Raw genomic sequence first — 19,048 nt, 5'->3', positions numbered from 1 at the left:
GTCTCAAGCGCTTTCGGCGCTGATACGGCCCGGCACCTTTCGGGGGTGCCGGGCCGTTGTCGTTCCCACGGCCAGCAACCAGATCATGGTGAAGCCGCCGAGGGTGGCTGTGGTGCCCCAGCCGTTGGCGGCGTAGAAGTTCGCGGGGGTGTTCCCGAAGAACATGGACGGGACGAAGGCCAGGTTGATCAGGCTGAGGGCGAAGGCCGTGGTCGCGGTCCAGCGGGGGAGTAATCCGGTGCGACGGACGGCGAAACCGAAGGCGCAGAACATGAGTGCCTCGAGGAAGCGCGAGATGGTGCCGTACAGGATGTAGGTGCCGCTGACCGTGATGGTCGGGTCGATGGGGTCGGGGGCCTGGATGACCGCGCCGACCTCGAGGCCGGTGGAGACCAAAGCCACTGTGAGCCAGATGAGTCCGGCATTGGCGGCGATCCCTGCGATCCAATCCGCTTCGGGGAGTGCGCGTTTCACCAGATAGCCGAAGCCGGTGAAGAAGACGATCAGCGTGGTGATGCCCGCGAGCCCGAAGAGGCTGCGGACCAGCACATTCCAGTCCGGCGGCGGGCCGTCGTAGATGAAGTAGAGCGGTATTTCGATCAAGGTGAGCGCGGCCCCGATGATGGCGGCCGTTCCGGTCACTCTGCGCAGCAGGTCGGTATCCATGTCGGTGATAGTATAAGACTTATACTATAAGGGCTATGCTAATCTCGGCGGCAGACTCGACGAGGAGGAAGCCCGAGGCATGCCCGAGCCGACAATGCCCGATGACCTGGCGCGACTGTGGCGACTGCGGACCGGACCCAGGCTGGGGCGACCGGCCGAACTCGATATCGACCGAGTCGTCGGCACCGCGGTGCGATTGGCTGATGAGGGCGGGCTGGCCGCCGCGACACTGCCCAAGATCGCGGCGGCGCTGTCGGTGACGCCGATGTCGCTGTATCGGCACATCGGCTCGAAGGAAGAGCTGATCGGGCTGATGGCCGATGCGGCGATGGGACCGGCCCCGGATTGCTCGTCCGAGGCGACCGCGGAGTCGAATGCGCACTATGCGACGGGCGGCACGGCGACACGGGGCGACGCACCCGAATCTGCTTCTCCGGCATGGCGTCCCGCGCTCCGCGAGTGGGCCGTGGCGCAGTCGGAGGTCTTCCGCCGCCGCCCGTGGCTGGCGCAGTTGCCGGTGACGGGACCGCCGCGTGGGCCGAATGCCATCGCCTGGATGGATGCCGGATTGCGAGCCCTGCGGGAGACCGGGCTGGACTGGGCCGCCAAGATCGGTGTGATCACGGTCGTCGGCGGGTATGTGCGGCAGGCGTTCACGCTGGATCGGCAGTTGGCCGAGAGTCGTGGAGCGGCGAATGTCGATGAGCGGCAGGCGCTTCGGCGATATGTGCGCGAGCTGACCGCGGTCGTCGACGCCGGCCGCTTTCCCGATGTCACCGCGCTGCTCGGCTCCGGACTTTTCGAATCCGTTCCGGACGCACCCGAATCCGCCGATCAGGACTTCGCGTTCGGTCTGGATCTGGTGCTCGACGGGGTGGCGGCGGCCGTCGAACGCTGAGGCGTGTGGGCGGTGGCGGTCCGCGTGTGATGATGGATTTCAGGTGCGAGGAAAGGCTGTTGAATGTCGTTGCGGCACGGTTTGCTCGGATTGCTCGCCGAGGGTCCGGCGAGCGGATATGACCTGGCGCAGCGGTTTCAGGAGGCGCTCGGCCCGGTGTGGCCCGCGCGGCATCCGAAGATCTACGCGGAGTTGGCCCGGTTGCTCGACGGCGGCCTGATCGAGTTGGACAGTGAGGGTGCGCGCGGTCGCAAGTCGTATCGGATCACCGAAAGCGGTCTGGCGGAGGTGCGGCGCTGGCTCACCGAGGAGGATGTCGACCACACGCTGCGGGTGGAGCCGCTGCTGCGCTCATTCTTCTTCTGGCTCATGGATTCCGAGGCTCTGGACCGGCATCTGGAGCAGGAGGAGAAGTTCTTCAGCGATACCGCGGCCATGTATCGGGAGCTGGCGGCGGCCAAGGATCGCGGGGATTTCGGGACCGAACCGCACAATCGCTCCAAGCGGATTTCCATCGAGGCCGGTATCCGGCTGTACGACGCGCTGGCCGAATGGGCGGAGTGGGCGCGCGAGGAGAACAAGCGGTAAGCGCTGGTAGTTCGCGGTAATCGATAGGGCGGCAGCTGTTTTCGGTCGTTCGTGGTTGAGCTGTTCCCATTGACATGTCCCAAGGGACATGTACTCTGGGTCATGCACCTGGAGGGTGCCATTCAACGATTCGATCCCGAGGATCACCATGGCAACGAATAGTTCCGTTCGTGCAGTCCTGATCACTGGAGCCACCGGCGGTATCGGCAAAGCGGCCGTGATCGCATTGGCAGACAAGGGTTTTCACGTCTACGCCGGAGTTCGTACCGAGACTCCGGAGCTGGACGTCACCGGTGTCACCCAAATCCGCGTCGATGTCACCGACCCGGACAGCATTGCCGCAGCCGTCGACGAGGTGGCGAAACGTCAAGACGGCGCAGGCTTGTACGCGCTGATCAACAATGCCGGAGTCCTGGTCCAGGGCCCGGTCGAACTGGTCCCGGCCGCCGAACTGCGCCGCCAGTTCCAAGTCAATGTCGGCGGCCCGGTGCAGATGATCCAGGGGTTTCTGCCGCTGCTGCGCGCCGGTGGCGGGCGGATCATCAATATCAGCGCCGCCAGCGCGCGCGTATCGCTGCCGTTCCTGGGGCCGATCGCCGCGAGCAAAGCTGCGCTGGAATCGTTTTCGGACGCGCTGCGAGTCGAGTTGACGCCCTGGGGGATCCCGGTGTCGGTCATCCAGCCCGGTGCGATGCGAACGGAGATCTTCGCCAAGTCCGGCGCTGCGGCGCAGGAAGCGCGGGCGGAAGCGGATCCGCGCACGGTGGCGCTCTATGAACAGCAGCTCATCGCCCTCGACAAGGTGATGGCCGCCCAGCGCTTCGCCCCGGTCGATATCGCGGTGACCGTGATCGTCAAGGCGGTCGAGTCCCGTGCTCCGAAGCCGTACTACACGGCGGGATCGGATGCGCGCCAAGCCGTTTGGCTGAGCCGTCTCTCCCCGCGGCTGCGGGACCGCCTGATCGCCCACGCCCTGGGCGTCTCCGGTATCCAAGCCGCCCACTGACCGATCGAAAGAGAAAGCCGAACAATGGATTTGGGACTCTCCGGGCGCACCGCGCTCGTTACCGGAGCCTCGGCGGGCATAGGAGCGGCCATGGCCGAGGTCTTCGCCGCCGAAGGCTGCCACCTGCATCTCGCCGCGCGCGGCAAAGAACATCTCGACGATATCGCCGACCGTCTGCGCGCCGAGTACGGCGTGCGCATCGACACCCATCGCGTCGATCTGCGCGTTCACGCCGATATCGAACGCCTCGCCGAAGTGACCGACGGCCCGCACATCCTGATCAACAACGCCGGTGACATTCCCGCCGGATGCCTTGCGGCCGTGGACGATACCGCCTGGCGGTACGGCTGGGAGCTCAAGGTCTTCGGCTATATCGGCCTGACCCGCCTGGTCTACGAGCGCATGAAACAGCGGGGTCGAGGCGTCATCATCAATGACATCGGCGCGGCGGGGGAGCGACCCGACTTCGAATACATCGCGGGCAGCAGCGGCAATGCCGCGCTCATGGCCTTCACCCGCGCACTGGGCGGCCGCAGTTGGCGCGACGGTATCCGCGTGGTCGGCATCAATCCGGGTCCGGTTGCGACGGAACGCATTACGAAACTGATCGACTCCAGCGATCGATTCCGTGCCATGGCGGCCGATTTCCCCTTCGCCCGCCCGGCCGAACCGCGTGAAATCGCGGATGCCGCAGCGTTTCTCGCCTCGGATCGTTCCGCGTACACCTCGGGCATGATCCTGACCGTCGACGGCGGGTTGAGCGCGGCCTGATCGGCTGGTCTCGAACATACGGCGGCCCGGCATCCCAACCGATGCCGGGCCGCGTTCCTCTCGGGGGTATCAGCTTCCGAAGGATCCGGTCGGAAGCCACTGCCGCAGCAGGGATCGCAGCGGATCGTGCCCGCGATTCCACTGGTCGCGGTCGTCCCAGTGATCATGCCGATCGTTGCGGTCCCAGGGATTGTTGCGATCCCACGGGTTATTGCGATCCCACGGATTGTTCCGGTTCCAGGGATTGTTCCAATCGTCGCGGTCGTTGTGGTGCGGCCGGCTGATTTCGGTGACGTCCGGTCCGGCGGTGGTGTCCGCCATGGCCGGAACCGCTACCGCGGTAAGGGGAATCGCGGCGATCGCCCCGGCCACGGCAACCCGGGCGATCATCCGTCGTGCGGAATTGTTTCTCGGCGAGCTCATATCGTTCACTGTGCCGAACTCGGGCGTCGAAAAGATATGGCTTGAAAGGAGTTCGGTCAGAATTCAGGGTGCGGCTACGTCTCGGGTATGACTTTTCCCCGAGCCCGTCAGTAGTGGGTGCCGCCGTCGATGCGGATTTCGGTGCCGGTGATGAACGCGCCGTCATCGGAGGCGAGCATTGCCACCACGCCCGCAACGGTATCCGGCGAGGCGAAGCCCTGGCCGATACCCGGGGCCAGCTTCATGAACAGGCTCAGATCGGCGTCGGCGGGCAGGCCCGGGCCGCGGCCGTCGGTCATATCGCTCGAAATCGAGCCCGGGGCGACGGCGACCACGCGCAGGCCCTGCTTGCTGTATTCGGCGGCGAGCGCGTGCGTCATGGACATGATGCCGCCCTTGGACGCCGCGTACGCGGACATGTACGGGTGCGCGAAGAACGCCGAGGTCGAGGTGAAATTGACGATGACGCCCTTATCCGAGGCGAGCAGCGCGGGCAGCGCCTCGCGGATCATCAGGAAGGTGCCGGTCAAATTCACGGTGATGATCTTGGTGAAATCGGCGAGCGGCATTTCGTGGGTATGCGCGGACCGCAGAATTCCGGCGGCATTGATCAGCGCGTCCAGCCCGCCGAGATTCTCCAGCGCGGTGGCGACGCCCGCCCGCACCGAATCCTCATTGCCGATATCGACGGTGACGGTGCTGAGTCGGTCGGCAGTGCCCTGCTCGGCGGCCTGTTTGACGGTTTCGGCGAGCCCGGCCTCGTTGACATCGGCCGCGACGACCCGCCCGCCCTCGCTGAGCACGCGATGCACGGTGGCCCGGCCGATACCCGAGCCAGCGCCGGTGATGAGTACTCGGCGATCGGTGAAACGCTCCATTGCGAACTTCTCCTCTATGGTCTCGATCCCCCGTACTTGACACGCTACGCCTACATGGCACGTCGTGCCAGATCGGCATCCGAAGACTAGGATGGGAGCACCCGACCGAAGGACATCCCATGCCCGTTGCCGAGCAGCGCCCCACCCTGGCCGAGCGCCGCAAAGCCGAAACGCGCCTGGATATCGCCCGCATCGCCGCGCGGCTGTTCGCCGAACACGGCACCGCCGAGGTCACCGCCGATCGCATCGCCGCCGAAGCGGGCATCGGCCTGCGCACCTTCTACCGCTACGCGCGCACCAAGGAGGACGCGGTCGAACCCATGCTCACCACCGGCGCGCAACGCTGGATCGAAGCGATCTCGACCGGTCCGCATCGCCTGCCCACCCTCGCCGAACTCGAGGTCGCCGCGGTGCAGGCGGTGACCGTCGAGGTGGGGGAGGACTTCGAACTCACCCGCGGCCTGCTGCGCGCCATGGAAACCGATCCGGCCCTGCGCGCGGTCTGGCATCGCATCAATATGGAGGGCGAGCGTGAATTGCGTTGCGCCCTGGCTGAATTGGCGGGGCCGGACGCGGATCCGGTGCAACTGCGCCTGCTTGCGGCCGCCGCAGCCGGAGCGATTCGAATCGCGTTGGAGCAGTGGGCGATTGCCGATGAAACCGGGAGCGCCGGTGCGGCAGCAGGAGCTGGGGAATCGACCCCCGCGGCATTGGTGGTTCGCTGCATTCGCGCACTGGGCGCGGGCATATAGCGCTCGGGCACGGGTCTTCGTTCTCGGGCAGCGGTCGTAGTCGGCTCTCGGACCGCGGTTATAGCGGCTCGTGGGCGACGGCCATAGTCGACTCTCGGGTGGCAGGCCGTAATCGGCTCGCGGGAGGATCCTGTGCGACCGCTGTCCCTGAACGGCGTTTCGTCCCCATTCCTCGCATTCGCGCCCGCTAAGGTACGCCGAGCGACCTTCTGGCTACCTACCATGCGTGCCGACCCGCGGAGGAATCAGTTGTATCGAATCTGTAGTCGTATCGGTCTTTCCGTAGCAGCGGCGGTAGCCCTGCTCATCACCGCGGGTACCGCCTCCGCCGAACCCGAGCAACTCCCGGTCAACTACTCGGTGGCGCAGTGGTTCATCGACGCCAACACCGCCAAGGCCCCCTTCACCCCGCCCGGCGGCAATGACTGGACCTGCGTCCCTACCGCCGCCCACCCCGAACCCGTGGTCCTGGTGCACGGCATCGCGGGCAACGGCGCGGGCTGGCCCGCCATGTCCCCGTTGCTGCACAACAACGGCTACTGCGTCTACTCCGTCACCTACGGCATCTACCCCGGCCAGGGCGGTCTCATCGCAGGTGCGGGCGGACTGGAACCAATTCCCCAGTCCAGCAAGGAATTACGCGACTTCGTCAACCAGGTCCTACAGCAGACCGGCGCTCAAAAGGTCAACCTCCTGACCTGGTCCGAAGGCACCCTGGTAGCCGCCAACTACCTCCTCTTCGACGGCGGCAACGAGGTAGTCGACCAATCCTTCAACCTGGTCCCCATCTGGGCGGGCACCCACGCCGCCGACCCCATCGTGAACGCCGCCTACGGCCTCAACGTAGCCCCCGAAGTCTTCGCCGCCCTGCGCCCCATCTGCCAAGGCTGCGTAGACATGCTCCCCGTCTCCGACTTCATCCATAACCTGCAAGCCGCAGGCGTCTACGCCCCGAATGTCCACTACACCAACCTGGTAACCCGATCCGACACCGAAGTCATCCCCTACACCAGCGGCATCCGCGAAGCCCCCAACGCGACCAACATCGTCCTCCAAGACGTCTGCCCCGTGAATCTCGCAGGCCACAACAGCGTCTCGGTAGACCCCACGGTCGCCGCCCTCATGCTCAACACGTTCGGCACCCCAACCGAAATCCCCTGCGCCCCGTCTCCGTCACCCTCCATCTGAACCCCGCGCTTGCGGCTATCAAGCACTGAATTGGCATATCCGGGCGGTGATCTGGCACGTAACGCCGTGATGTTGCGGACAGATCATTCGCTATAGTCCTCCGGTTATCGTCGTTCGTGCAGGGGTGGGTCATGGCGGAAGAGTGGAAGTTCGATGTTCCCACCACGGGAACCAAGACCCTTCCGCCTGACCCGCGTTATATGGAGGCGCTGACCAGTCAGGGCTACGGCTTCGAAGCCGCGATCGCGGATCTGGTCGACAACTCGATCGATGCCGGCGCCAAAGACGTTGTGGTGCATTTTCTTCGCGATGACGACCGGCTCGTGAGTTTGCTGATCATCGATGACGGTTGCGGTATGACCGAACAGGAACTGGACGTCGCGATGACGGTCGGTGGGCGGCGCGACTATCGCGACGGAGCCCTCGGCATGTTCGGTACGGGTTTGAAGTCGGCCTCGTTGAGTCACGCGGCCGCCGTGACCGTTGTGAGTCGCACGCGCACGAGTCGTCCCGCTGGCAGACGCTGGGTGATGGAGCGCGCGAAGACCGGATTCCAATGCGATATTGTCGAACCCGCGTACGCCCAGACCTTGATCGACCGCTACAACGACAATCCGATCACCTGGCAGGGCACCGTCGTGCGTTGGGATGGAGTCAAGGATTTCCCGCGCAACGGTGGCCCCGAACAGACCGAGCGCTATCTCTCGCGCACCATCAGCGCCCTCGGGATGCACCTCGGATTGCAACTGCACCGCTACCTGGCGCGTGGAAACTTCAACATCACCATCGCCGTGGAGGACATCGCGACCGGCATGGTGGTCATGGATTATGGTGTGCTGCCACTGGATCCGTTCGGGTATCCAGTTACCGGCGATCCCGAGTACCCGCGAGTGTTCTCCGCCTCGCTCCCCTCCGTCGGCGTCGTCAAATTGAACGCGCACATCTGGCCCCCGCGTTCCTCGCTGCCCGAGTTCCGTGCGATCGGTTCGCTACAGAGCACCCAGGGTTTCTACCTGTATCGCAACGACCGCCTGGTGCAGGCGGGCGGTTGGAACAACTTTCGCCAGCCCGAACAGCACCTGGCACTGGCTCGCGTCGCGGTGGAACTTCCCGCGCGGACAAGTGACGCGTTCCGTCTGACGGTGAAGAAGGACGGCGTCGACGTATCGCCCGACTTCATCGCCGCGCTCGACAACGCGGTGGACGAGAACGGATTGACCTTCGTCGAATACATGTCGGCCGCCGACGCTCGCTATCGGGACGCGCGTCGGCGAGCCGGAGTCGAGCGCAAGGCGGTCATCCCTCCCGGCGAAGGTATCGCTCCCGCCGTGCGGGAGGCGATCTCGGAAGAGTTGCCGTATCTCATAGGTGAGGAACCGATCACGGTCCGCTGGCAGCTTTTGGACGGTGACACGTTCTTCGACATCGACCGCGAAGAGCGCACCATCCTCCTCAACCTCCGGTATCGCGCCGCCATCCTCGGTGGCCGCGGCGGCAGTCTCGACGACATCCCGGTTATCAAATCCCTGCTGTACCTGATGTTGAACGAGGTATTCCAACGCGAACGATCGGGTGTTCGTGAGCGGGACAATCTCGCGCTGTGGCAATCGATCCTGGTCGCCGCCGCACGTGCCGAACAAGGTTCTCAAGACGATGGGGACGGGGAGTAGCGGTGGATAGCAACATTCGAATCGCTTTGCACGCAGCGGTTTTGGCGGATATGGCGGGCAGCAAGCCGAAACGTCTGGAACGCGCGATGCGGTACCAGGCGGAGGATCTATCGGGGGTGGATGACTTCGCGAGCGAAGAGGATTTCCGGCAGGAGTTGTTCACCCCCGCACCGGGCGGCCAGCTGGTCGACATGTGGCGAAAGCAATTGCGCGCGTGGGACTTCGCCCAGAGCGTGCCGTGGTCGTCCGCAGCCCCGTGTACGGATGAACGCCGCACCGACATCTACGGTGAGCTCGCGCTCGAAGCGACGACACGCAAATTACTCGATGTGGCTGCGCCGGTGATCAAGGCGCCGATGCCGGTCGTGATCAGCAAAGAGTTCATCCCGTGGTACTCGACGCATCAGGGCCGGTCGTTCTACTGGCCGATGTACGCGGAGCTGCTGAGTCGCAAAGGCTGGCCCGATCACGCGATCACCGCGCTCGATATGGCGACCGAGAGTGTGGTGGAACGACTCTCGGATCCGACCCGACCCCAGGCGTATCAGTCCAAGGGGTTGGTGGTGGGCTATGTCCAATCCGGTAAGACGGCCAACTTCACCGGCGTCATCGCCCGCGCGATGGACGCGGGCTACCGGCTGGTCATCGTGCTCGGCGGCACCCTGAACCTGCTGCGCGATCAGACGCAGCGCCGCCTCGACATGGAGCTCGTCGGCCGAGAGAACGTGTTGCGCGGTGCCAGCGAATTCGAGTCCGACTACGCCGACGACCCGGACTGGATCCAGCGCAAGTTCGTCGAATTCGGCACCGCCCCATCGATTCTGGGCGGATTCGACATTCATCGTATGACCACTCGATACGACGATTACAAGAGCCTGCTGCAAGGCATCGTCGCACTGGAATTCGAGAAGCAGGAACCGGCACTGCCGCTCTACAACCCGGCGAACCTGCATCGCGCTCCCGCGCGATTGATGGTGGTCAAGAAGAACAAGACGGTTCTGACCAAGCTGGTCAAGGATCTCAAGAAGATCCTCACGCCGCTGGACGAGATCCCGGTGCTGATCATCGACGACGAATCCGACGAGGCCTCGGTGAACACCACCAAGCCCAAGCCGGACGCGGAGCGCACCGCTATCAACGAGAAGATCTCGCAGCTGCTCACCATGCTGCCGCGGGCGCAGTACGTCGGTTACACGGCGACGCCGTACGCGAACGTCTTCATCGACCCCAGCGATGGCGCGGATCTGTTCCCGAAGGACTTCATCATCTCGTTGGAACGCCCGAACGGCTACATGGGCGCCGCCGACTTCCACGACCTGGATTCCGATGTGGCCGACGAGGATCGAACCGTCGCCGACTCCAACGAGCGGGCGTACGTCCGCGACGTGAAGGTCACCGACGACGATGACACCGGGCCCCTACGTCGCGCCATGGACATGTTCGTCCTCGCCGGCGCGATGAAGCTGTACCGGGCGGAAGTGGAGGGCGTCGGCGTTGAGAGCTACCGCCACCACACGATGCTCATCCACGAATCCAACTGGGTCGAGGCGCACCGTGAACTACTCGGCCGGGTGACCCAACTGTGGTGGCAGGCAGGCTATTCGAGCGCCGCAGGCGCGGAGCGACTCCGTGAGCTGTTCGACACCGACGTCGCCCCAGTATCAGCGGTACGAGCCGAAGGTCACGCGGTTCCAGCCTCTTTCGACGAACTCCAACGCTTCATCGGCCCCGCCGTCATGAACATCGGTGGCGACCAGCAACCGATCATCGTCGTCAACGGCGACAAGGATCTCGAGACCGGCACAGCCGACTTCGACCGCCGCTCCATCTGGAAGATCCTCATCGGCGGCCAAAAACTCTCCCGCGGCTTCACCGTGGAGGGGCTCACCGTCACCTACTTCCGCCGCCGCGCCTCCAACGCCTCCGCCCTGATGCAGATGGGCCGCTGGTTCGGTTTCCGTAAGGGTTACCGAGACCTGGTGCGGCTCTACATCGGTCGAGATGAGGAGTTCGGCAAAAGGGGGATCGACCTCTTCAAGGCATTCGAAGCCGTCTGCCTGGACGAGGAGCTGTTCCGCGAAGAACTCGCGCAGTACGCGACTCTGGTCGACGGCATGCCCCAGATCACCCCGGCGCAAGTCCCGCCCCTGGTCTCCCAACACCTACCGTGGCTGAAACCCACCAGCCCCAACAAGATGTACAACGCTCGTCTGGTGGAAGTGCGAACCCCAGGACGTTGGAAAGAGTTCTACGACTACCCCAAGGTCGGCCCGGACCTACGCCATAACGTCGAGCTCTGGGCCCCCGTCATGGCCGGACTCTCCACCACCGCAACGGAATTCAAGTACCTCATCCCAGAAGAGGAAACCACTCACAAGTTCCAGGCGCTGACGGGCAGCATCAGCCCGCGCGACCTCATGACCATCCTCGAATCACTCCGCTGGCGTGCTCCCTCCCTGTTCACCCCGCACCTCGATTACCTCCGAGACATCTCAGCGGGACCCAACCGAGGTGTCGACGAATGGATCGTTCTCGCACCGCAACGCGCGAAGCACGCGAAGGGCATCGCCCTGGATACCACCGGCCGCCGCTTCGACTGGTGGGAACGAGGCCGCACCCGCGACTCCATGTTCTCCCGAGTCAGCGAGCCGAAACAAAACAGTGTCGCCATGCGAATCGCCGGCGGCCTCCCCAACTCCGGCGATCCAGTAACCGAAGGCTTCGTAGCCCCACGTCGCGGCGTTCTGATGCTCTTCCCGATCGTCGAGCCGGAGTACGCCCCAGAGATCTCGGACACCGGCACAATCGACGCACGAAAACTGGTCATGGCCTTCGGCTTCGCCGCCCCCGCCTCCGCGATCGGTCGAGACGACCGCCTGATTCGCTTCGTCACGATCGACTCGTCCCAGGACGCCGCGATTATCGAGTTGAATTAAAGTCATGCATTGTCGACACCTACCTTGGAAATCAGTTCCTTAATAATTTCGTTTGAATCCAAGAATGGAGGATGCAGTTTGAAGTGATTGGCAATCTCTGATTTTATGTCACCTATGGATTTTGCGTCTTGCGCGGAGCTGGCCGCCCATTTGCGACCGGGGTGAAGTGTGTCCCAGGGTGAACGCTTGTTTGCTCGGGTATTGGAGTCATCTCCGTTTTTGCCGAAGCCTTGAACTATTTTGGTTTCCTTATTCCAAATTGGCTTGAAGAAGCCGATGAGTGCGCTCTCTGCGGCAATCTGCCAACCACTGGCGACGACTAGTCGGCGGCACTTGAAATCATTGATAGACAGATTCTCCGCGAGCTCGATATTCCCTAGATGCTTTGTAAGTCTCGTGGTGAGCCCAGTCCCTTGATCTCTCGGCGTTCTTGCGCCGGGTTTCGGGTCGGCCTTGCCGACGTAGATCGGAGTCTCGGTGTCGCTTATCGGAGAGTAATCCTCATGGGTTCCGCTGTAGTACAAGGCGTATACACCCGTGCCGTACATCTTGTCGACAGCAACGGATTTCAGCGGCTCCAAAATCTGTCCAACAAGTGCAATCGCCGCAAAGGCTCCGAAGTACTCTGCGTCTGCTGGATTGAACACCGAATTTGGGTACCGGATGGGGTCTAGCGCGGTGATCTGCTTGTTGAGTGCAATGCTGGCTGCTTCCAAGTTCCCTCGATCATTTATGGTGATCTCATTGATTGAAACAGCCGCGATATTCTCTTTTATTTGTTCGATGTCCTCCGTGAACTTCTTCGTCCGGGCGCCGCCGCGCCTGTTTGTCACCATCTTCAGCCCCCATGTAAGGATCGGTTAGCGGCGCGCACGGACAGTGCTGACGATCTGACTCGCCGCCGCCTCGAGGTCATCATGTTCCCAGATTCTAATAACGTGCCAGCCAGCGTTTTCCAGAAGCCGGTCGGTCTCCTTATCCCTAGCTCGATTGCCCTCGATCTTGGCACTCCAGAAGTCGCTGTTCTTTCGCGCCGGTCGATAGTGCTCGGGACATCCATGCCAGTAACAGCCATCGCAGAAGACGGCCACCTTGGAACCAAGGAATACCACGTCAGCTCTTCGTCGAATGTCAGGGACGGGTCGCATGTCTATTCGATAGCGGAGACCATGAGCGCGGATCGCTGATCGCAGAGCGAGCTCGAGCCGAGTGTCCCGCGCGCGATTGGCGCGCATCACCGACCGGACGGCAGGAGTGCTGGCCCAGGAACCGGAGGGCTCGGCTGGAGTTTGAATCAGTTGTCTGGACTTGGCGAGATCCCATGCCTGAGCCAGGTTTTGGCGTCGCGTGCGACCATCCACCTCGCCGATGTACTTGGTTGGGTACTTGCCGTGGTCGGACCAGCGGATGTACGCGCGTATGCGGCGAGTCTTCGCGTAGACCTTCAACTCGACCGACGCGGACGAGGTTCGACCATCGCCAAGGTCGACGAGGCGATGATGGTGACCGCCCGCCGCACGGTCCTGCTCCACCGCGCGGGCCGCCCGGCTCAGGCCGGTTGGGCACCTCCACGCTCGGTCCGGCGGCAGCCGGTCATTCCATTTGCCCTTATCGCGGCCGTCCACGGTCGTGTCTACTTCTTCGGCTGAGCCTCTTCGAGTACGGTCGCGACCGCTCGGGCGAAGGTCTCGCCCAACAGCACAGGGACGGCGTTGCCGAGTTGTCGCATCTTCTCCCCGCGAGGGCCAGCGAGCTGCCAGTCATCGGGAAAAGTCATAACGCGAGCCGTCTCGCGAACAGTCATGTACCGGTGGGTCCCGTTGTCCAGCAACATCACTGACTCTCCACCGGGAACGCCGTGCACACCCGCTTTCACAGTCTTCGCTGGCTTGTCCAGCTCGTTCGGAGTGTGCCCCGCGTAGATTCGCGCGTCGGGCCAACCAATGTGGTCGGCGAAGCCGCCAAGATTGTGCTCCTTGCGATCGAGGAGCTCCGGCGGGACATCAGGGAGAGGCTTCTGCCCCTCGCCAATCCCCTTGAGCGCGTCGCGGAGTGTCCGCCACGGCAAGAGTCGATCCTCCTCGGAATCCTGAAGCGTCGCCTGCGGAGCGGGAATTCGTTCCATGACGCGTTTTCGAACAGCCTTGGGAACCTCGGGGTGCCTGTCCCAGTAAGCTCCGCTGTGCATGTCCTCGTACAGGCTGAGGTCGGAATACCGCGGTCGAACAAGCTCTTTGAATCGGCCCATGTCGACGCCGAGATCCCGACGAAAGGCAATGGCAATGACCCGATTTCGAATCTGTGGCACGCCGTAGTCGGCCGCGTTCACCGCGAAGTGCTCGACGTCGTAACTCTCGTCTGTCGCGACCCGCGCGGAATCCCCCATATGACGCAGGATCTCGTCGTGATCGCGCCAGTCGGATCCCTCGGCGCGCTCCTCGAACGGCAGCGACAACTCTCGTTTGATGTAGTCGAAGTACGGCTTGAATGACGGGCGAAGAAGCCCTCGCACGTTCTCGCAGATGACGGCCTTCGGGCGCATCTCGCGGATCGCGCGGAACATGTGCGGGAAACCGTTGCGGTCGTCCTCGTCGCCCTTGGCGACGCCGCCGAGCGAGAACGGTTGGCACGGTGGGCCTCCTGCCAGGACGTCGACTCTGTTCCGCAGATACTCGAAGTCCACCTTGCGCACGTCACCCACGATGAGCGGCGGTCGCTCGCCACGGCCGGGTATCGCGGGCTCCTGTCCCTCGTCGATGGGCGTGGCGCAATTGGCGGCTAGCGTCTCACACGCCCGCTTCGCGAACTCGTTCATTAGCAAAGGTCGAAAACCGGCGTGCTCAACGGCCATCGCCAAGCCACCACCACCAGCGAAAAGCTCAACGCTCGTACGCTCGGAGTCGGCTGCGCGCCGCTGCTTCGACATGGCGGAAACCATACCGCGGACACGATTCGAACGCACGTGCGACACGCTGTGTGCTCGTCATCTTTGAACTCGCCTGGCCCTCTTGGGTATATGAGGCGTGTCGCACCTCTCAAGTAATGTCAGTTCAGAGTCGGTGATCGGAGATGGGAGTGGGCGGGATGTCGGCAAGTGGCGAATTCAGGCTAAGTATCACTCGTGCACTTGGCGATCAGTTAGCGGAGGGACTGACTCGACTAGTGCCTGAGGCGTTGGATGCCGTGTCCATTGCGGAACTTCAGCCTCGTCCAGGGGTTTATCAGTTATATGAAGACGACGTTCTCGTCTATGTTGGTAAGGCGGATAATTCATTGCCTCAGAGGTTGGGGAAGCATCGAGCGAAACTACAAGGCCGACTAATGGTTGGTTCGATGGCTTTTACCTGCCTGTACGTTGATGAAGATTTGCACGCGGTAGCTCCTGAGCGTCTGCTGATCGACCGGTATAAAGGTAATGGACTTGCTCGTTGGAACTATAACGGGTTCGGTAGTAATGATCCCGGAAAAAATCGAGACGAGACAGTCTTCGAGGAGGATCATTTCGACTCGATGCATCCAGCGAATCTTGGGATTGAAGTGAACGGTATCGAGGTCGGTGAATACGCGCTCGCCGAGCTTCTGAAGAGGCTGAAATCATTATTGCCATACGTTTTCCGGTATCAGTCTGCGGACTTTCACAACGAAATCAGGATAACTATTTCTGATCGTCGTTGGACGGCAGACGGGATCTTTGAGACGATTGGTGAAGCGCTCGGTCGAGCAAACCCTGAATGGCGTATTACGGCACTTCCTGGATATGTGATCATGTATCCTAAGCCGGGACCCTATCCGAGTGCGCAAAAACAATATTCATCTGTGGCGCGACAATCTTGACGGCGCCGGCGCGGATTATTAACGATATTGCTTGATAGGATGTTCGATCACGACAGCGCCAAGCCTTCTTCGCTTTTATCGAGTTTGGTGGCATTTGAGTCCGGAACTGCGGAGGTGCTGACCATCCACTCGGCTCGTGCCAAGAGTTCGTCGAAGGTCAGGATTTCCGGTTCCGTGAGGTTTCGTCGAAAGAGTTCGAACGATCTGAATCTGTCCTCGTGTACTCCGCCGGACTCGCCGTGCAGGCTTGTGAGATCGCCGACGATCAGGTACGAGCGGGGGCGGAGTAGGTAGGTGTAGTCGCCGGGAACATCGCTACCGTCGGATGCCTTCTCCTGTAAGCGGCGGCCGATCTGATCCACGGTTCGATGGATAGTTCCCTGCACCTGCGCGACGGCTCCGGAAACCTCGGAAGAGGGCGCCCAACAGCCGGGGCGATACGGGTCTTTACGCAATAGCTTCGTCTGGTGTGTCTTGATCTCCGCGAACACCATCGACTTGATACGACCGGAAGTGCGCATCAGAGCATCGGCGCGTTTACCCACCCCGCCGATCGAGTTACCTACGACGACTTGTTCGAGCTTCTCATCACTCCACTCTGTGAGAAACTGGCCGGACAGTGATACGCCGAAGATCCACGCATTGTCCTCGAAGAACCTCTGCCACACGGCTTCTGGGCTCTCGCTGGATGTTTCCTCGACCGCCCGCGCGAAGAAATCCGGGTCGGTCAAGAGTCCCTTGAATAACGCGACCTGATTTCTACGCCGCGCCATCGCGACGACATCGTCGGCGGCTTCGTCGTTTCCGATCAATTCCCTGAAAAGGTCGGGATTCTTGTTGTAGGCGTTGGTGAGAATCGATGGATCGAGCGTGACGCCCGTCGGAAACGCCAGATCCCATCGTGTCTGGATGCCGAGTTCCTCGTCACCGAAGGTGTCGCGGAAGACCTGGGTGAGTTGTGCCGCGATCTTCGCGTCGAACTGGAGTGATTGGCTGCTCTTGGGGTGCGAGACACGGTCTTTGGAACCAAAAGTGGATAGATGCAGAAGCTGAGCGCCGTCAGCGTCCTCGACGGCCTGGTGCTCGCAAACGACACTCTTGTCCAGGCTGTGCGCGGTGATTCGCTGCTTGTTCGGACTCAGATCGCGAATTCGTGCCACGAACCGATTGTGTGTCTCTCTGTACCGATCGTCAACCGATATCGGCCGAGCGTGTCGGAGGCAGTTCGTGTGTTGAAGGCATGTGACTGCGCTGTGCGTTCGCGGAAAGTCGGCTTTGCTGCATCCCGTCCCAGGCGTCGGGGATGTAGCGGAGGCGTTCGGGGGCGAGGGTCCAGGCTGTGCGGACTGTGTGGCGGAAGAGGGTGAAGGCTAGGGCATCTGCTCGGGTCCAGGTCCAGCCCAGGATGTTTCGGGCTTCGGGGGGCATGGTGGCGTTGGAGAGCCAGACGCCTATGGACATGACGGGGTAGCGGATCAGGGGCCAGAGGGGTTTTGGGATGAAGGGTGGGGTGGGGACTTTGGCTTTGTGGATGGTGGCGGCGAAGGTGGTGGTTTTGTTGGATTGGAGGACCTCCTGCCACATGTGGAGCCAGTAGGCGCGGTAGTTTTCGTAGTCGCCGAAGGCTGGGCGGTCGGACATGCCGTATAGGCGCCACCAGGTGAGACCCTCGGCTATCAGTTGGGCCTTTTCGGCTTCGGTGAAGGGGGTGCCGAAGAATTCTTGGGTGGCGATGATGGATTCGTAGAAGGTTACGTGAGTCCACCAGAAGACTTCGGGGTCGAGGGCGTGGTAGCGGGTGCCTTCGGGGGCAAGGCCTTTGATGGGTTTGTGGAAGTCTCGGACCTTGCGGGCTCGGGATTCGGGGTCGGGTTGGTAGATCATCGCTTGGATGGGGGCTACCGAGCGGTCGAAGCGGTCCATGGGGTCGGTGAAGAAGGTGGAGTGTTCCTGGAGGGCGGCGTTCAGGACGGGGTGCATGTTCTGCAGGGTGCCGGCGCGGCCGAGGATGAGCATGGAGCGGATGTCGCCGAAGTGCTTCCAGGTCAAGGAGTTCGGGCCCAGCGGAGCGGAGGTGTTCCAGCCGGGGAGTTTGTCGAACACGGGCGTGCCTAACTCTGGGAGAAGCCGGGGGAGAGTAGGGCGAGCGTGGTGTCGACCAGCTCGTCCACGGGGACCTCGGGGTGGGTGAGCCACCAATTCGCCACCGCTACAACGGATGACACGAGGATCGTGGCCGCGATCTCGGGGGTGTGCGGGGAGGCTCGGGGGTTCGGTGGGGGGAGTAGGGCCAGGATGCCGCGGTGGGAGAGGGCGCTCAGGTGCGCTACCACCCCGGAGATGTCGGGATCCTTTGTGGGAGAGAGGATCAGGCGGGTCGCGAGGGGGCGCTCCAGCATGAAGGTGAAGTAGGCGCGCAGGGCGCGGGGGAGGCGGGCTTCGGGTGCGGCGGCCACCTCGGCGGTGATGCGGGCCAGCAGGGCTTCGGTTTCGGTGGTCAGCAGGTCCAGGACCAGATCCTTCTTCGACGGGAAATGGTCGTAGAGGACCGGGCGGGTGATGCCCGCGGCGGTGGCGATATCGCGCATGGAGACCGCGTCATAGCCGTTGGCGGCGAAGAGGTTTCGGGCGGCATCGAGTACCAGCACACGACGTTCTGGGCCCTTCAGGCGACGGACCGGGTTAACCGACACGTGTGTAGGTTAACCCGGTCCCGAAGATCGCGAGGCGGAATCAGTTGGTGTGCCAGGTGATCACGTTCGCGAGATCCGCACGGGTGGTGCGGAATCCGTTGACGGCGTGATCGGGGTCGGGATAGCCGAAGGACACCCCCGCGATGATCTGGCGACTCTCGGGGATGCCGAAGTACTCATGGAGGAAGGGGGAGTAGGACGCCAGGGCGGCTTGTGGGGCGGTGGCGATGCCGAGGCTTTGGGCGGCCAGGAGGAATGAGGTGAGGTAGAGGCCGCAGTCGACTGCGCCGTAGACGCCGAGGTCGGCCTCGGTGGTGAGGATGGCTACGTGGGGGGCGTCGAAAAGTTCGAAGTTGCGGAGCATTTGGCGGAGGGAGCCTTCGTGGTCGCCTCGGGCTATGCCGACGGCGGTGTAGAGGGCGCCGCCGCACTCTCGGCGGCGGTCGCGGTAGACGCCGTTGTAGGCCGGGGGGAAGGGGAGGTCGGATTCGGTGGGGGTGCCGTTGATGTGGTCGAGCAACGCCTTGCGGAAGCGGTCGGTGGCGTCGCCGTCGGTGATGGTCAGCTGCCAGGGCTGGGTGTTGCACCAGGACGGGGTGCGCTGGGCCGCTGTCAGGACCTGTTCGATGGTCTCGCGGGGGACCGGGTCGGGGCGGAAGGCTCGGCAGGTGTAGCGGTCGTCGAGCAGGGTGCGCAGGGTGGTGTACGCCTCGGTCATGGGGTCGCCTCTCCTTTGGTCTCAAAA

General features: G+C 62.9%; 19 protein-coding genes. 9 read left to right on the top strand and 10 right to left on the bottom strand.

The genetic code is table 11. The annotated features are described in order from the left end of the window. Positions 1–3 precede the first annotated feature (3 nt). Positions 4–666: a hypothetical protein gene (locus ACFC0O_RS08215; RefSeq protein ID WP_375954873.1), complete on the bottom strand. Its 663-nt coding sequence runs from the start codon at positions 664–666 to the stop codon at positions 4–6. Between the two features lie 79 nt (positions 667–745). Between ACFC0O_RS08215 and ACFC0O_RS08210 the strand changes: the two genes are divergently transcribed. The 4 genes from ACFC0O_RS08210 (at position 746) to ACFC0O_RS08195 (ending at position 3,929) form a co-directional block, all read left to right on the top strand. Continuing rightward, positions 746–1,564 carry a TetR/AcrR family transcriptional regulator gene (locus ACFC0O_RS08210; protein WP_375954871.1) on the top strand — a complete coding sequence of 273 codons (819 nt, stop codon included), beginning with the start codon at positions 746–748 and terminating at the stop codon, positions 1,562–1,564. A 63-nt stretch (positions 1,565–1,627) separates the two neighbouring features. Beyond that, positions 1,628–2,152: a PadR family transcriptional regulator gene (locus ACFC0O_RS08205; protein ID WP_375954868.1), complete on the top strand. Its 525-nt coding sequence runs from the start codon at positions 1,628–1,630 to the stop codon at positions 2,150–2,152. Positions 2,153–2,300: 148 nt separating this feature from the next. Next, positions 2,301–3,158 (top strand): SDR family oxidoreductase, encoded by an 858-nt coding sequence (locus ACFC0O_RS08200; protein ID WP_375954866.1) that lies wholly within the window; start codon positions 2,301–2,303, stop codon positions 3,156–3,158. Between the two features lie 24 nt (positions 3,159–3,182). Then, positions 3,183–3,929, top strand: a complete 747-nt coding sequence (locus ACFC0O_RS08195) for a short-chain dehydrogenase/reductase (protein ID WP_375954865.1) — start codon at positions 3,183–3,185, stop codon at positions 3,927–3,929. Between the two features lie 69 nt (positions 3,930–3,998). Here the strand turns inward: ACFC0O_RS08195 and ACFC0O_RS08190 are convergent, their stop codons facing one another. Further along, positions 3,999–4,352: a hypothetical protein gene (locus tag ACFC0O_RS08190; RefSeq protein ID WP_375954863.1), complete on the bottom strand. Its 354-nt coding sequence runs from the start codon at positions 4,350–4,352 to the stop codon at positions 3,999–4,001. 107 nt (positions 4,353–4,459) lie between these two features. Then, positions 4,460–5,230, bottom strand: a complete 771-nt coding sequence (locus ACFC0O_RS08185) for an SDR family NAD(P)-dependent oxidoreductase (protein ID WP_375954861.1) — start codon at positions 5,228–5,230, stop codon at positions 4,460–4,462. A 119-nt stretch (positions 5,231–5,349) separates the two neighbouring features. Here ACFC0O_RS08185 and ACFC0O_RS08180 point away from each other — a divergent pair, with 119 nt between their 5' ends. The 4 genes from ACFC0O_RS08180 to ACFC0O_RS08165 all read left to right on the top strand — a co-directional run bounded on the left by ACFC0O_RS08180 (position 5,350) and on the right by ACFC0O_RS08165 (position 11,776). Continuing rightward, the gene (locus ACFC0O_RS08180; RefSeq protein WP_375954859.1) at positions 5,350–5,982 is read left to right on the top strand and encodes a TetR/AcrR family transcriptional regulator; all 633 of its coding nucleotides are present in this window, start codon (positions 5,350–5,352) and stop codon (positions 5,980–5,982) included. A gap of 249 nt (positions 5,983–6,231) precedes the next feature. Next, entirely contained in the window at positions 6,232–7,170 is a 939-nt protein-coding gene (locus ACFC0O_RS08175; RefSeq protein ID WP_375954858.1) for a lipase family alpha/beta hydrolase, read from the top strand. A 131-nt stretch (positions 7,171–7,301) separates the two neighbouring features. After that, positions 7,302–8,840, top strand: coding sequence for an ATP-binding protein (locus tag ACFC0O_RS08170; RefSeq protein ID WP_375954856.1), 1,539 nt, complete (start codon positions 7,302–7,304; stop codon positions 8,838–8,840). A gap of 2 nt (positions 8,841–8,842) precedes the next feature. Continuing rightward, positions 8,843–11,776, top strand: coding sequence for a Z1 domain-containing protein (locus tag ACFC0O_RS08165; RefSeq protein ID WP_375954855.1), 2,934 nt, complete (start codon positions 8,843–8,845; stop codon positions 11,774–11,776). 2 nt (positions 11,777–11,778) lie between these two features. On the opposite strand, the gene ACFC0O_RS08160 is transcribed toward ACFC0O_RS08165, so the two are convergent. The 3 genes from ACFC0O_RS08160 to ACFC0O_RS08150 are packed head-to-tail and all read right to left on the bottom strand — an operon-like array spanning position 11,779 to position 14,702. After that, positions 11,779–12,612 carry an Eco29kI family restriction endonuclease gene (locus ACFC0O_RS08160; RefSeq protein ID WP_375954853.1) on the bottom strand — a complete coding sequence of 278 codons (834 nt, stop codon included), beginning with the start codon at positions 12,610–12,612 and terminating at the stop codon, positions 11,779–11,781. Between the two features lie 24 nt (positions 12,613–12,636). Beyond that, positions 12,637–13,401, bottom strand: a complete 765-nt coding sequence (locus tag ACFC0O_RS08155) for a very short patch repair endonuclease (RefSeq protein ID WP_375954851.1) — start codon at positions 13,399–13,401, stop codon at positions 12,637–12,639. Positions 13,402–13,409: 8 nt separating this feature from the next. After that, positions 13,410–14,702, bottom strand: coding sequence for a DNA cytosine methyltransferase (locus ACFC0O_RS08150; RefSeq protein WP_375954850.1), 1,293 nt, complete (start codon positions 14,700–14,702; stop codon positions 13,410–13,412). Positions 14,703–14,938: 236 nt separating this feature from the next. Here ACFC0O_RS08150 and ACFC0O_RS08145 point away from each other — a divergent pair, with 236 nt between their 5' ends. Beyond that, positions 14,939–15,610: a GIY-YIG nuclease family protein gene (locus tag ACFC0O_RS08145; RefSeq protein ID WP_375954848.1), complete on the top strand. Its 672-nt coding sequence runs from the start codon at positions 14,939–14,941 to the stop codon at positions 15,608–15,610. 47 nt (positions 15,611–15,657) lie between these two features. Here the strand turns inward: ACFC0O_RS08145 and ACFC0O_RS08140 are convergent, their stop codons facing one another. Genes ACFC0O_RS08140 through ACFC0O_RS08125 form a run of 4 tightly spaced genes read right to left on the bottom strand, consistent with a single transcriptional unit; the run spans position 15,658 to position 19,021 of the window. Next, positions 15,658–16,770: a Shedu immune nuclease family protein gene (locus ACFC0O_RS08140; RefSeq protein WP_375954846.1), complete on the bottom strand. Its 1,113-nt coding sequence runs from the start codon at positions 16,768–16,770 to the stop codon at positions 15,658–15,660. Positions 16,771–16,801: 31 nt separating this feature from the next. Continuing rightward, a complete protein-coding gene (locus ACFC0O_RS08135; RefSeq protein ID WP_375954844.1) occupies positions 16,802–17,713 on the bottom strand; it encodes an oxygenase MpaB family protein in 912 nt (303 codons plus the stop codon). 8 nt (positions 17,714–17,721) lie between these two features. After that, the gene (locus ACFC0O_RS08130) at positions 17,722–18,303 is read right to left on the bottom strand and encodes a TetR/AcrR family transcriptional regulator (RefSeq protein ID WP_375954842.1); all 582 of its coding nucleotides are present in this window, start codon (positions 18,301–18,303) and stop codon (positions 17,722–17,724) included. Positions 18,304–18,343: 40 nt separating this feature from the next. Continuing rightward, positions 18,344–19,021: a nitroreductase gene (locus ACFC0O_RS08125; RefSeq protein ID WP_375954840.1), complete on the bottom strand. Its 678-nt coding sequence runs from the start codon at positions 19,019–19,021 to the stop codon at positions 18,344–18,346. Between the last annotated feature and the right edge of the window lie 27 nt (positions 19,022–19,048).

It is taken from the genome of Nocardia sp. NPDC056100 (assembly GCF_042266325.1).
Lineage (GTDB): Bacteria > Actinomycetota > Actinomycetes > Mycobacteriales > Mycobacteriaceae > Nocardia.
Note: the sequence above shows the minus strand (reverse complement) of the source record. Positions and strands in the feature narration are given on the sequence as shown.